This is a genomic window from Alteromonas sp. 5E99-2, assembly GCF_017368475.1.
Lineage (GTDB): Bacteria > Pseudomonadota > Gammaproteobacteria > Enterobacterales > Alteromonadaceae > Alteromonas_F.
This window is the reverse complement of sequence record NZ_JAFNJE010000002.1, coordinates 182,327-196,030: the sequence shown is the minus strand read 5'-3', so window position 1 is coordinate 196,030 and position 13,704 is coordinate 182,327. Positions and strand designations below refer to the sequence as shown.

Below are 13,704 nucleotides of genomic sequence, written 5' to 3'. Positions count from 1 at the left end.
AAAATAACATTTGTAGATAGAATAGTTAAGATTGCAAGCCAACCTTCTTTCCGACACAATGTTATTTAATAAACAAGACACTACGCTGAACTATGACTGATATAACGATTAGCCGCGATGGAACTGAACAACTTCCCATTCGACAATTTACAGAAGATGCTTATCTGAATTACTCCATGTACGTCATTATGGATAGGGCATTGCCTCATATCGGAGATGGGCTAAAACCCGTTCAGCGTCGTATTATTTATGCTATGTCTGATTTGGGCTTGAGCGCCACAGCAAAATATAAAAAGTCAGCACGTACCGTCGGTGATGTATTGGGGAAGTTTCATCCTCATGGTGATTCAGCTTGTTATGAAGCTATGGTGTTAATGGCTCAACCTTTTTCTTATCGTTATCCGCTGGTGGATGGGCAAGGAAACTGGGGAGCGCCAGATGATCCTAAGTCCTTCGCCGCAATGCGTTATACCGAAGCACGTTTAAGCCGTATAAGTGAATTACTATTAAGCGAACTAGGCCAAGGAACCGTTGATTGGCAGCCTAATTTTGACGGTACTATTCAAGAACCTAAAACTTTACCCGCCCGTTTACCGCATATTCTGTTAAACGGCGTAACCGGCATTGCTGTGGGTATGGCAACGGATATTCCGCCGCATAACATGCGGGAACTTGCAAAGGCATGTGAACATCTACTTGATAACAGTAAAGCAGAGCTCAGTGACTTATTAACGTATGTCAAAGGGCCTGATTACCCAACAGACGCAGAGATCATTACTCCTACAGATGATATTGCCAATCTCTATAAAACCGGTAGAGGTTCGGTACGTATGCGTGCAACCTATTTTGATGAAAGTGGTGACATTGTGATCAATGCTTTGCCTCATCAAACCAGTGGCGCAAAAGTATTGGAGCAAATTGCAGGGCAAATGCAAGCCAAAAAATTGCCAATGGTTTCCGATTTGCGAGATGAATCAGATCATGAGAATCCAACTCGCTTAGTGATTACACCGCGTTCCAATCGCGTGGATGTAGAGCAATTAATGCAACATCTATTTGCGACCACTGATCTAGAAAAAAGTTATCGTGTTAATTTGAACATGATTGGGTTAGATGGGCGTCCGCGAGTAAAAGACTTGCGAGAAATCCTTACTGAATGGTTAACTTATAGAAAGCAAACCGTTGTTAATCGGTTACAGTATCGCTTAGACAAAGTGCTGGCTCGTTTACATATTTTAGAAGGTTTACTGATTGCCTTTTTGAATATTGATGAAGTTATTGAGATTATTCGCCACGAAGAAAAACCGAAAGTGGAATTGATGTCTCGCTTTGGTTTAAGCGACACCCAAGCGGAAGCCATTTTAGAGTTAAAATTAAGGCATCTTGCCAAACTAGAAGAAATGCGGATCCGAGGCGAGCAAAATGAATTAGCCGAAGAGCGTGATAAGTTACAACAGTTGTTGGGTTCAGACCGCCGCTTAAAAACACTGATTAAAAAAGAAATATTAAGTGATGCAGATAAATACGGCGACGACAGACGATCGCCCATTGTTTCTCGCGTGGAAGCGAAAGCGTTAAGCGAAAAAGACCTAATGCCATCAGAGCCCGTTACTGTGGTGTTGTCGGAAAAAGGCTGGGCTCGTTGTGCCAAAGGGCATGATGTTGATGTTGAAAAATTAAGTTACAAAGCAGGTGATGAATTCTTAGGCAGTGCAACGGGTCGAAGTAATCAACCTGCCGTCTTCATTGATAGTTCTGGCCGCACTTTTGCGTGCGATGCACACACCTTACCTTCCGCCCGAAGCCAAGGCGAACCTCTTACCGGCCGATTTAATATTGTCGGTGGCGAAAACATAGAGCATGTTTTAATGGCCGATGACGAACAACTTTACTTAGTGGCGTCTGACGCTGGGTATGGCTTTGTTGGAAAGTTTGGTGACATGGTAAGTAAAAATAAAGCGGGCAAGGGGTATTTAAGTTTACCTGCTGGAGCCAAAGCGTTATCACCGTCAGCCATTGCGAAAGTCGACAACGCCAAATGCTTGTGTATTTCCAATGAAGGACGTATGTTACTTTTCCCTCTTGCTGATTTACCTACGTTAGGTAAAGGAAAAGGTAACAAATTAATCAGTATTCCTTCAGCAAAAGCGAAAGCCAGAGAAGAGTTTATTACGCAAATTTTAGTCGTACCTGAAAACGCATCGGTGAAGATTGCTGCGGGTAAACGCGCAATGACATTATCATCATCAGACCTAGAACATTATGTTGGTGAACGAGGACGTAGAGGTAATAAATTGCCCAGAGGTCTACAGAGAGTCGACAGTATTGAAGTAATTACCGTTTAATCTATTAGGAGAAATCAAATGCGCCCACCTTTACCCCCTTTTACCAAAGAATCAGCTGCACAAAAAGTGAGAGCGGCTGAAGATGGATGGAATGGTAAAAATGCAGAAAAAGTATCATTAGCTTACAGTGAAGACAGTGTCTGGCGTAACAGAGATACGTTTGTTTCTGGCCGAGCAGAAATTGTTGAGTTCTTAACAAATAAGTGGAATACCGAGCGAGATTATCGTTTAGTGAAAGAACTTTTTGCCTTTACCGATAATCGAATTGCAGTGCGTTATGCGTACGAATATCAAAATGAACTTGGACAGTGGTTCAGAGCCTATGGCAACGAGAATTGGGAATTTAATGCTGAAGGGTTAATGACTCGCAGATATGCCAGTATTAATGATTTAGCTATTCAGGAATCAGAGCGTTTACTTGTATGGGAAGAGGGCCCTCGACCACAAGATTATGCAAGTTTGAGTGAATTAGGCCTTTAATTAAGAATCTAAATACCCCCAGTAATTGGAACATTCAACTATTGGGGGATTTCATCGGTTAGTATTTTGTTAAATCAGAGCTTAATAATATGTGATTATTTCGCGTTGGTACTTTCAAAAATTTTGTCAGCAGATGCTGCAACAAAACCTTGGTATAAATTACCATCGGCCATTTCGAAGCGCTCTGCAAATTCATAAAAGCAACTGGGTATATCTGCACTGACATCGTTAAATTTCACAGATGCTTTATCTGCCATGGTAGACGATTGTGCCAAATGAACTGCTTTACTGCCTTTTATTTCTCCGCCAGCTGTATTAAGAAGAAAAGCCTCTTGCTTTAGCAAATTATTCACTGCTTGAAGGTTATCAAAGCGGCTTAAATGGTTCACACTAACGGTAAAGTGATTGGCTCTAAACCCCCATGCTGCCATCCAAGCAGCGTATTCACTTTCGCTCAGTAGCGTATCGTAATCTGCTTTATTGATATTCCAGTGGGGGCCAGAATATAAGAAATTAGACTGTTCAACTACTGCCTGATCAATACTTTTCACCATATTTTTAATAATAGTTTGAGCTTGAGCTGACAGCTCTTCAACCCGCAATTCACTAATGAATATTTTAGGCTTAGTTAGATCTGTATGTTGATAGTGTTTGGCGGTGAGCTTTTTGGCTTCAAAGTTGTAGTCACCTTTGGCTTCGTATCCAAGTGACTCAAAATGTGCAGCCAGCTTACTGAGTTTGGTTTGATCTAGGTTAAATGTCCTAAATGCAACATGGTCATTGATCAGTTCTGCATCACCAGATACCGATTTCAGCAGGGAATGTATTTTTTCCGCTGAGGGCGTAATGGTAACGTAATTATCCCATAAATGGGTAAATAGCGTATCGATATCGGTGTGCATAATAGCTCCTTTAAAAAACTAATCCGGGATTTAAGCTTTCTGGCAGCGAAACAGCGTCTAATTCCACAGATGCTACTGGGTAAGCGCAATAGTCGGCGGCATAAAAAGCACTGGCTCTATGGTTTCCACTATCGCCGATACCACCAAAAGGAGCTGCGCCACTTGCACCAGTAATCGGTCGATTCCAATTGACGATACCGGCTCTAATTCGAGCGTAAAAATAGCGGTACTCTTCTTCGCTGTCAGCGAGCAACCCAGCTGATAAACCAAATTTTGTGTTGTTCGCTTCAGCAATGGCATCATTAAAATCATCGTATCGTATAACTTTTAACAAAGGACCAAAATGCTCTTCATCAGGCATTTGCGATAAGCAAGAGGTCATATCAATAATACCTGGTGTGACTAACCCTGTTGAGTCATCAATATGGCGTAAAGGGACTAGAACTTCGCCGCCAATAGAGACCAGTTCATTTTGTACTTCAACCATTTGTTTTGCGGCATGTTTGGAAATCATTGCGCCAATAAAAGGTTGAGGCGTCGCATCATAATGGCCCACATTTATTTTTTTAGTGACTTCAACAAGACGAGCTAAAACTTGATCTCCAAAGGCGCCTTTAGGTAAGAATAATCTTCTGGCACAAGTACAGCGCTGGCCACTACTAATAAATGCAGATTGCACTATGTCGTGAACTGCGCCGTCGATATCATTCAAGGTAGAGACGATAAGCGGGTTGTTACCTCCCATTTCAAGGGCGAGTATTTTACCCGGGTGACCTGCGAACTGCTCGTGCAATAGTTGCCCTGTTCTTGAACTCCCTGTAAAAAACAAACCATCTATATCAGGGTGAGACGCTAAACTTTTACCTGTAGTAACTTCACCTTGAACAAGATTTAGAACGCCTGTTGGAAGACCACTTTTCTCCCATAGTTGAACCATAAATTCAGCCACCGCTGGCGTTAGTTCACTGGGTTTGAATACTATAGTGTTTCCTGCGATTAAGGCGGGAACAATATGACCATTCGGCAAGTGCCCTGGGAAGTTATAAGGGCCAAAAACTGCAACAACACCATGAGGTTTATGTCGAATAAAAGCTTGTCCGACGGGCATTGGATTTTCAGTTGTTCCTGTTCTTTGGAAGTAGGCTTTTTCAGACAGCCCTACTTTCCCAATCATGGCTCCAGCTTCTGTCGCCGTTTCCCATAAAGGTTTACCTGTTTCTTCAGCGATTAATTTGGCTAACGCGTCTTTCTTTTCTTGTAGCTTTTCCGCGTAGGCTTTGATGTACTCTAAGCGAGATTCGACATCCAGCATTGCCCATTGAGGAAGAGCGGCCCTAGCCGCTTGAATTGCACTTTCAATTTGTTCCGCAGACGCACTTTTGCCTGCCCATAAAACGGTATTTTTTGCAGGGTTTATTGATTGAAATGAAGAACCTTCACCTTCCAACCATTGGCCGTTGATGTATTGAGTTTGCATAAAGTAATCCTTAGTCGAATCGAACGGCGGCAGAGAATCGTACTATGTCACCGTTTTGAATATTTAGCGCTGCGGCTGTTTCGTTTGATATAATGGCGTGCTGTGTTTTCTTGCATATAGACAGTGCTGCTGCAACTGCACGGAAATGTTCAACGCTGGTATTAATGATAAAAAATAAATTACCTTCGCTTGCTGCGTCATCGTTAATTGTTACTGGTAAACGCTGACTTTGCTGAGCCGTTCGAATATTGCAAAGATTAGCTTCCACTGTTGGGCCTGCATCAAAGATATCGATATAACCCCTATTTACAAAGCCTTCTTGTTCTAACAGGCGTAGAGCAGGTTTGGTTTTCTCATGTACCTTACCAATTACTTTTTGAGCGTCTTTACTCAACAAGTTGACATAAATTGGGTATTTAGGCATAAGTTCGGCGATGAACACCTTGTTTCCAATTCCGGTAAGGTGATCGGCCGTAGGAAAATCCATAGAAAAAAAGTGCTCGTCTAACCATTCCCAAAAAGGCGACCGGCCTTGCTCGTCACTCACACCACGCATTTCTGCTATGATGGTTTCGGAGAAGCGCTGGTTATGTTCCATCATAAACAAGAATCTTACTTTAGATAAAAATCGACCGTTGATACCAGAACGGGCCGACTCTTTTAAAAACAAGGTGCATATTTCCGATACACCTGTGTAGTCATTGCAGAGGGTTAGCAGCTCTACGGTATTGTGCACTTTTAGTTCTCGTGAAGCGTGTACGACTTTACCCACGTGATAGTGATAAAACGCATCTTCGATACCTACCGATGATTCAATACCGCTAGTCCCTACAACGTTGCCTTTTTCGTCTTCCATTACAAACAGGTAGGAGCCCTGTTTTAATTCTGTATTTGACGGAGAAAAAGAACTAACTGCATTACTAATTTTATTTTCAAGCAGTTTCTTATTGACAGGAAGGGACGTAAATCCCACTCCAGATTCGTTCGCAATTTCGTATAAGGCCGAATAGTCGGCCTCTGAAATGGGTCGAATGATATTCATTGTTTTATTGCTCGCCAATGACTGAACTTATCGCTTGCTCAAAGCGCAATAAACCTTCTTCAATGTCACTATCTGGAATAACTAAAGACGGAGCAAAGCGTATAACATCAGCACCGGCTACAAGGCACATTAATTCTGCCTTGGTTGCCGCAATTAAAAAGTCTTTAGCTCTGCCTTTGTATTTATCATTCAAGGCACAGCCAAGCAGTAACCCTTTACCTCTGATTTCTTCAAAAACGTTATGTTTTTCATTTATCTCGTTCAGTCGAGCCCGGAAAAGTGCTTCTTTTTGTTTAACACCATTAAGGATCTCTGGTGTGTTGATAATGTCTAGGGTACGTTCAGCTATTGCACAACCTAAAGGGTTTCCACCATAGGTAGAACCGTGTGTGCCTACTTTCAGGTGAGATGCAATGGTTTCTGTGGTTAACATCGCGCCAATTGGAAAACCACCGCCAAGAGATTTTGCACTAGTTAGAATGTCGGGTGTTACCCCTAGCCCCATGTAGGCAAATAAATTTCCGGTTCTTCCTGCTCCTGATTGTACTTCATCAAAAATCAGTAGGGCATTATGTTTATCACAAAGCGCCCGAACGCCTTTTACAAATTCTTCTGTTGCCGGAACAATACCGCCTTCGCCTAACATAGGTTCCATCATGACGGCACAGGTTTTACTCGACATGAGGGCTTCAAGTTGAGCTAAGTCGTTATAATCACAGTGGTCGACTTGTCCTGGTTTGGGACCAAAACCATCTGAATACGCAGCTTGGCCACCCACAGTTACTGTGAAGAAGGTGCGACCGTGAAATCCTTTGTTAAACGCAATAATTTGATTTTTTTCTTCGCCATAGGTACCCAGTGCGAAACGGCGAGCTAGCTTAAGTGCTGCTTCATTGGCTTCAGCGCCTGAGTTAGCAAAAAAGACACGCTCAGAAAAAGTGGCATCATTCAGTTTTGTTGCCAACCTTAAAGCAGGTTCATTGGTCATTACATTACTGACATGCCATAACTTACGCCCCTGCTCCTCTAACGCCGAAACAAGTTCAGGATGACAGTGACCTAGTACGTTAACTGCAATACCACCAGCAAAGTCAATGTATTCGACATCGTTTTGATCCCAAACGCGAGAACCTTCACCTCGGACTGGAATAATTTCAGCTGGTGCGTAGTTTGGAACCATTACATCGTTAAATGTTGCGCGTGTTACTTTCATGTCGAATACCTCTATATAAACTGATGGGCGAGTATGCCAGAAACTTGTTCGGCGAACAAAACTCTAATATTTGATATTAGAATGCGTTTATAAAAAGGGTAGTGGAAAAGTCGTTAACTTTCGTACTATTTTATTTACATTATTTACAGGAGTTGACTAGGCTTATACATAGCAGCACTGAAATGATTAGACTTGCATGAGGTTTAATTTAACGTTTTCTAAAGGAATTATGGATGTCTCTAAAATTACGTTTGTTGTTTACTATGGTCTCGACTATCGTGGTCGCTCTAGTTGTAATGGCTTATATGTCAGTTTCTATCGCAGTTAAAGGCTCTACCGAAGCATTAACTAATTCAGTTTCTGAAAGGCTAAGTTCTCAAACTATTCAAACCAAAGCACTTATTTCCGATTACTTTTCGTTTATTGAATCACAGATCAGAGCAAAATCTTACGCCTTAGATACTGTTGAAGCGTCGTCTGCATTTAGTCTGTCATTTTCGGGATATAAAGACGAAAGGGAAGAATTGAGTAATAGTGAGATGCAAACATTAGTGGATTACTACGATGTTGATTTTACCGGCCAATATAACAGCAGCCATAAAATTAAATTGGCAGGTGTCTCTGGGTTAATCGACCAATTCACATCTACAGCTCAAGCCTTGCAACATGATTTTATTGCAGCCTCTCCTTATCCATTGGGAGAAAAAGACAGTTTGATAGACCTAGATAATGATACCTTGTATAGCCAGCATCACAATAAATTCCATGATAGTTTTAGACAATTTTCACAAGAATTTGGTTATTACGATATTTTTATTGTTGATGCAAAAACGGGCAATATTGTCTATAGCGTTTTTAAAGAGTTGGATTTTGCGACTAACTTGATATCGGGGCCTTATGCCGATACAGGAATAGGTCAAGTATTCGCATCTGCTGTCGCTGCCTCAGATCCAAGTGCTGTTTTCTTTAGTGACTTTAAGGTGTACAGACCTTCTTATGATGCGTTAGCCGGATTTGCGTCAACTCAAATCGTTGAGAATGGTGAAGTTACAGGCGTGTTGATTTTTCAAATGCCACTTGACCGAATTAGCCGTATTATGACCCATGAAGGAAAGTGGACGGATAGTGGGTTTGGTGCTTCAGGAGAAACTTACCTTGTGACGAAGGAAGGTAAATTACTCAGTGAAAGCCGGTTCTTCCTAGAAGATAAGCAAGGTTACATAAATGCGATTAAAAACAAATACCCTTTGGCTGCTGACAAAGCAAATGCGTTAGATACATCGGTGGGAGTACAGCCCGTAGAATCGAGTTCTGCAAAAAATGCACTTGCTGGAAAAAGCGGGTTTCATTCTATTCTTGATTATCGAGATATTGAGGTTTTTTCAAATTATACTCAACTAACTATTGGCGGAGTGAATTATGCTTTGATTGCTGAAGTGGATGTAGCAGAAGCATTAGCCCCTGCGAAAGCGTTAGGAAGTAACCTAATAATTAATGCGATAAAGCAATCATTAATATTAATTCTTGTCGGTGTATTACTGTCGTTTTGGTTTTCAGCAAAAATAATTCGGCCATTAAATCAGCTAGCGAAAGCGTGTCATAATTTAACGAAAGGCGAAGGGGATTTAACCGCTAAATTACAATCTTCAAAAATTCCCGAGATTGACAATATATCCACTGAATTTAATCAATTTATTGAGCAAATACGTGTCATCGTCAAACAGATGAAAGATAATGCCAATGCAGTAAAAGTGTCTTCAGGTAAACTTTCTGAAATTACGCTTAAAACTCTTGAAGTAACTAAGCAGCAAAAACAGGAAACGCAAAGTGTGTCAGCTGCAATGAGTGAATTAGTTGCAACAGGTGAAGGTGTACAAAAATCGACAGCAGATTCACGCAAACAAAGTGGTGTAGCATTAGATGGTTTGAATGAGAATATGGAACGAGCTGAGTTAGCTGCGTCGAATATTAAATTACTCATTCAATTAGTTGGCGAGTCCAGTCATGTTATTGACCAACTAAAAGGCGAAGTGCATCAAATCACTTCATCCCTTGGAGTGATAACGAGTATTGCCGATCAAACCAACTTACTGGCGTTAAATGCTGCTATTGAAGCTGCCCGTGCGGGTGAAGCGGGAAGAGGTTTTTCCGTTGTTGCTGATGAAGTAAGAACACTAGCGACTCGATCTCGAGAAAATACCAAGGAAATTGGTAAAGTGGTTGAGGGTATGAACCAGTCATCAAGTAGTTCGGTTGGTGCTATGGAACGAGCCTCTCAAGCTGCTGATGGCGGCGTGCACTTAGTGGACGTGCTAACGACTGCAATGAACGAATTAATGGAAACAATGAACGAAATGCTCGTGTTGACTGAAAATGTTTCAGAAGCGGTAGTGCAACAGACAGCTACATCTAAAGCTGTAGAAGGAAATGTTGTGACGATTGATGGCTTATCAGTGGCTATTGAACAAAGCACCTCGGAAATTAATGAGTCAGCGACCGAACTTCAACGCCTTGGGCAAAGCTCTCATCAACTGATTGAGCGCTTTAAAGTATAGCGAAAGGTGAACATTCAATGTCCAGTATATTGTACTGCGAGTTTGAACAGATCTGTCTTGTTTAGTTCCTCTAACCATTGCAGAGGGAGATTTAAACTCATTAAGTAGTTTTTTGCTTCATCCTTATCAATTAGGCGATAACGAATGAGCATCTTTAATTTGGTGTAACGATGAGCAGACAATAATGCTTGATAGTCTGTACTTTCGCGGTCTTCTAAAGGTCGTAACAAGTTTAACCGCTTGAATGAAAGAAGCTCTAGAGCTTTCACCGTGAGAGCCGGAGCATGCGATTTATAAAGTTGCGCAAGGTCTACAGGCGATGCTTTAGTAGTTTGTAGCGCGCTATAAGACTCTTGATCTTTAGCAGTCATGACTTCTTGGGAATATTCGAGGTGAATTTTATCATAAGCTTTAAAATAGCCTCGAGTACTGGCACATATGCCTAAATTACTTAACATACCCAATAAATACGCATCGAATTTTTTGAGCTCTGCCACTCCAGCTAAATTATGCATAGCGTTAGCTACCCCAAGAGTGTATTCGGTGAGTTTTACTTTAATTTCAGGGTATGGGTCGGTAATTTGAGGAATACAATAACGAAACAGGAAATAGGGGATGAGCATTTTTAAGTTTTCAATACCTATAGTGCTTAATGCTGTGCGTATAGAATCAACGATTATAGGCTTACCGCCGCCATCTATACGTCTATTCTGAGGTGAATTTATATCTTTTAATATTGCTTCGTGTAACCAAGGTAGGCCAGCAACTATTGGCTCTAACAGAGAAACAGAACAGGCCCGAGTTGAGAGTGTATCGAGTAAATGAGTAATATCTTCACTTAGACCTAGAATACTAACAGCTACATTATGATGACTAGAAAACTGGGGAATGAGGGATTCAATGATTCTTTTGTTTAGTTCGTCGCTTACTGCTTTGTGTTTTTTTGCTTGAGTCTCTGCTAAAAGTGCATTTTGCTCTGCAGTAACCTTTTCCACATGTAACAGTCGTCTGCGAGCATCACCTTGTTCCGACTCCTCATAAGTTACTTCTCCAAGAGGGAGTTTGCCGATAACCTGATTAGCAAATTCGGTAGAAATGAGTAGTGCGTCAAACCTTTCTTGTAACGTCGGTTTGCTGTTAGCAAATTGCTTCATATTTTAGCTATTACCCCTTAAGACCATGTTTTACGCTAATGCCATTGTCGATTTTTTTAAGAACTGGCGTAATACGTCATACCCGTATTCTGTCAACAAAGATTCAGGATGAAATTGTACACCCCATGTGGGGTGAGTTCGATGAGAAATACCCATTATTTCTCTTTTCCCTTCCGTAGAAATACACCAAGCATCACGTTGTAAGCATGTTGGGAAGTTTCTTTCTTCCAATACAAGCGAATGATAGCGAGTAACATTATATTGAGTTGGTAGGCCTTCAAAGAGACCGCTACCATTGTGTTGTAACTGGCTTGTTTTACCATGCCTTATTTCTGTGGCATGAGCAACGTTTGCTCCAAAGGTTTGCCCTATTGCTTGATGCCCAAGGCAAACGCCTAACATTGGGATTTGCCCAGAAAACGTTTTAATTGCAGGCAAAGTAATGCCTGCTTCATTGGGGGTGCAAGGTCCTGGGCTGAACACTAATTTAGAAGGTGACAAAGCACGGATATCGTCTATTGATATAGCGTCATTACTTATTACTTCTACTGTTTCACCTAATTCTACGAAATAACGAGCAAGGTTATGAGTAAATGAATCAATATTATCAATCAGTAGTAGCACGTATAATTTCGCTAATGTTATTGTTATTTGGGAATAAATCCGACTGACTCATATACAGATGCAAGGGTTTTATTTGCTCGTAAACTTGCCTTTTCAGCACCTACTTTCATTGTATCGGCTAAGTATTGGCGATCTGAACGCAATTCACTGAATTTCTTTTGAATCGGTTCAAGCAAGGCGACAACAGAATCAGCAACGTCGCCTTTTAAATGGCCATACATTTTATCTTCATACTCTGGTACTAGTGCGTCTATCGACTTTCCAGTTGTTAAAGACAGTAAAGACAACAAATTAGATACGCCTTGTTTTTCTTTTTCGTCATAGTAAATGCGGGCTTGCTCATCTGAATCGGTAACCGCGCGTTTTATTTTTTTTGTTATTTTTTTAGGATCTTCTAATAAACCGATAAAATTATTGGGATTGCTATCAGATTTAGACATTTTTTTATCGGGTTCCTGAAGGCTCATTATGCGCGCGCCTTGCTTAGGAATAAAAGGTTCTGGCATTGTGAGTACGTCGCCATACAAATTGTTAAATCGAGTTGCGATATCACGCGTTAATTCTAAGTGCTGTTTTTGGTCTTCGCCTACAGGCACTTGATTGGCTTGATACAACAGAATGTCGGCAGCTTGAAGTACAGGATAACTGTATAAGCCGACATTTATATTGTTTTCGTTTTTAGCTGACTTATCTTTAAATTGAGTCATTCTGTTTAGCTCACCCATTTGCGCATAGCAATTGAGTACCCAGCTTAATTGAGCATGTTCTGGCACATGAGATTGTAAAAACAATGTACTTTTAGTTGGGTCGATACCACAAGCCATATAAAGGGCTAAGCCATCTAAACACGCTTCTCGTAATGCGCTAGGGTCTTGTCTAACTGTAATAGCGTGAAGATCTACAATCATGTATAAACAATCGTGAGTGTCTTGCATTGACACCCACTGTTTTAGTGCGCCCATGTAGTTTCCGAGAGTAAGTTGACCTGAAGGTTGGCAGCCACTGAGTACGATTGGTTTTTGCATTTTTAGTCCTTAGCCTCACTCAGGGCATTGCGGAGATCTGAGATAGCAGTAGTGTAATTGTCAGCATTGAATATAGCAGAACCTGCAACAAACATTGTTGCGCCAGCGTCTGCTGCGTCGCGGATATTATCTGCTTTTATGCCTCCGTCAACCTCTATCGCAATATTCGCCTGTCTGTCGAAGGCGTATTGCTTCAATTCACGAATTTTATCAAGCATGTGAGGAATAAATTTTTGCCCCCCAAAACCGGGGTTAACCGACATGATTAATACAAAATCGAGCTTGTGAATGACATGATCTAATACGCTAAGCGGTGTACCTGGATTCAATGCCAGACCTGGCTTACAACCTTTATCAATGATGAGTTGAATACTTCTATCAAGGTGTTTCGAAGCTTCCGGGTGAAAGCTAATGTAAGTCGCACCAGCATCGGCAAATGAATGGATGAGGTCATCTACCGGTTCGACCATCAAATGTACGTCTATAGGAGCCTCAATACCGTAATTTCGCAGTGCAGAACAAATCATAGGGCCAAAAGTAAGATTTGGAACATAGTGATTGTCCATCACGTCGAAGTGAACTATGTCGGCACCTGCGTTTAACACCGAAGCAACGTCTTCTCCAAGACGAGCAAAATCGGCTGATAAGATAGACGGTGCTATTAGAAATGACATAAAAGGCCTTAATGGATGCTATAAAACGCGGAGTTTAACGAAAAGTAAGGTATGAAAAAAGAGTGAGGATAAAAAATGTACTACACAGATGAAGAATTGTGATTTATAATTCAGTAAAGTCGCTTTTAGAAAGGAAAATCGATGTTTAGGAACGAACACAATAAAACTTTACCCTTAAGCAACAAAAGACGCATAACGTCACTTTTTTTTATT

At 41.2% G+C, this 13,704-nt stretch carries 11 protein-coding genes; 3 read left to right on the top strand and 8 right to left on the bottom strand.

Going from position 1 to position 13,704, the window contains the following annotated elements:
- Positions 1-92: 92 nt before the first annotated feature.
- Positions 93-2,345 (top strand): DNA topoisomerase IV subunit A, encoded by a 2,253-nt coding sequence (gene parC / locus J3L16_RS03005; RefSeq protein ID WP_207611405.1) that lies wholly within the window; start codon positions 93-95, stop codon positions 2,343-2,345.
- A gap of 18 nt (positions 2,346-2,363) precedes the next feature.
- Entirely contained in the window at positions 2,364-2,825 is a 462-nt protein-coding gene (locus J3L16_RS03000) for a nuclear transport factor 2 family protein (protein ID WP_207611404.1), read from the top strand.
- Between the two features lie 95 nt (positions 2,826-2,920).
- Here the strand turns inward: J3L16_RS03000 and J3L16_RS02995 are convergent, their stop codons facing one another.
- Genes J3L16_RS02995 through J3L16_RS02980 form a run of 4 tightly spaced genes read right to left on the bottom strand, consistent with a single transcriptional unit; the run spans position 2,921 to position 7,459 of the window.
- Positions 2,921-3,727, bottom strand: a complete 807-nt coding sequence (locus tag J3L16_RS02995) for a DUF1338 domain-containing protein (RefSeq protein WP_207611403.1) — start codon at positions 3,725-3,727, stop codon at positions 2,921-2,923.
- Between the two features lie 10 nt (positions 3,728-3,737).
- Complete coding sequence (gene astD, locus J3L16_RS02990; protein WP_207611402.1) at positions 3,738-5,204, bottom strand: succinylglutamate-semialdehyde dehydrogenase; 1,467 nt, start codon at positions 5,202-5,204, stop codon at positions 3,738-3,740.
- A gap of 10 nt (positions 5,205-5,214) precedes the next feature.
- Positions 5,215-6,246, bottom strand: coding sequence for an arginine N-succinyltransferase (astA, locus tag J3L16_RS02985; protein WP_207611401.1), 1,032 nt, complete (start codon positions 6,244-6,246; stop codon positions 5,215-5,217).
- A 4-nt stretch (positions 6,247-6,250) separates the two neighbouring features.
- Positions 6,251-7,459, bottom strand: coding sequence for an aspartate aminotransferase family protein (locus J3L16_RS02980; RefSeq protein WP_207611400.1), 1,209 nt, complete (start codon positions 7,457-7,459; stop codon positions 6,251-6,253).
- Positions 7,460-7,692: 233 nt separating this feature from the next.
- Here J3L16_RS02980 and J3L16_RS02975 point away from each other — a divergent pair, with 233 nt between their 5' ends.
- Positions 7,693-10,014: a methyl-accepting chemotaxis protein gene (locus J3L16_RS02975; RefSeq protein WP_207611399.1), complete on the top strand. Its 2,322-nt coding sequence runs from the start codon at positions 7,693-7,695 to the stop codon at positions 10,012-10,014.
- A gap of 14 nt (positions 10,015-10,028) precedes the next feature.
- Here J3L16_RS02975 and J3L16_RS02970 read toward each other — a convergent pair whose 3' ends face one another.
- The 4 genes from J3L16_RS02970 to rpe are packed head-to-tail and all read right to left on the bottom strand — an operon-like array spanning position 10,029 to position 13,491.
- Positions 10,029-11,168 carry an HDOD domain-containing protein gene (locus tag J3L16_RS02970; RefSeq protein WP_207611398.1) on the bottom strand — a complete coding sequence of 380 codons (1,140 nt, stop codon included), beginning with the start codon at positions 11,166-11,168 and terminating at the stop codon, positions 10,029-10,031.
- Between the two features lie 30 nt (positions 11,169-11,198).
- Positions 11,199-11,792: an aminodeoxychorismate/anthranilate synthase component II gene (locus tag J3L16_RS02965; RefSeq protein ID WP_207611397.1), complete on the bottom strand. Its 594-nt coding sequence runs from the start codon at positions 11,790-11,792 to the stop codon at positions 11,199-11,201.
- Between the two features lie 23 nt (positions 11,793-11,815).
- Positions 11,816-12,817, bottom strand: coding sequence for a tryptophan--tRNA ligase (gene trpS, locus J3L16_RS02960; RefSeq protein WP_207611396.1), 1,002 nt, complete (start codon positions 12,815-12,817; stop codon positions 11,816-11,818).
- Between the two features lie 2 nt (positions 12,818-12,819).
- A complete protein-coding gene (rpe, locus tag J3L16_RS02955) occupies positions 12,820-13,491 on the bottom strand; it encodes a ribulose-phosphate 3-epimerase (RefSeq protein WP_207611395.1) in 672 nt (223 codons plus the stop codon).
- Positions 13,492-13,704: the final 213 nt, after the last annotated feature.

Excerpts from the sequence above, each read along its gene's own strand:
- J3L16_RS03000 (WP_207611404.1), top strand. The coding sequence starts at position 2,364 with ATGCGCCCACCTTTACCCCCTTTTACCAAAGAATCAGCTGCACAAAAA.
- J3L16_RS02980 (WP_207611400.1), bottom strand. The coding sequence starts at position 7,459 with ATGAAAGTAACACGCGCAACATTTAACGATGTAATGGTTCCAAACTAC.
- J3L16_RS02970 (WP_207611398.1), bottom strand. The coding sequence starts at position 11,168 with ATGAAGCAATTTGCTAACAGCAAACCGACGTTACAAGAAAGGTTTGAC.
- trpS (WP_207611396.1), bottom strand. The coding sequence starts at position 12,817 with ATGCAAAAACCAATCGTACTCAGTGGCTGCCAACCTTCAGGTCAACTT.
- rpe (WP_207611395.1), bottom strand. The coding sequence starts at position 13,491 with ATGTCATTTCTAATAGCACCGTCTATCTTATCAGCCGATTTTGCTCGT.
- astD (WP_207611402.1), bottom strand. The coding sequence starts at position 5,204 with ATGCAAACTCAATACATCAACGGCCAATGGTTGGAAGGTGAAGGTTCT.
- astA (WP_207611401.1), bottom strand. The coding sequence starts at position 6,246 with ATGAATATCATTCGACCCATTTCAGAGGCCGACTATTCGGCCTTATAC.
- J3L16_RS02975 (WP_207611399.1), top strand. The coding sequence starts at position 7,693 with ATGTCTCTAAAATTACGTTTGTTGTTTACTATGGTCTCGACTATCGTG.
- parC (WP_207611405.1), top strand. The coding sequence starts at position 93 with ATGACTGATATAACGATTAGCCGCGATGGAACTGAACAACTTCCCATT.
- J3L16_RS02995 (WP_207611403.1), bottom strand. The coding sequence starts at position 3,727 with ATGCACACCGATATCGATACGCTATTTACCCATTTATGGGATAATTAC.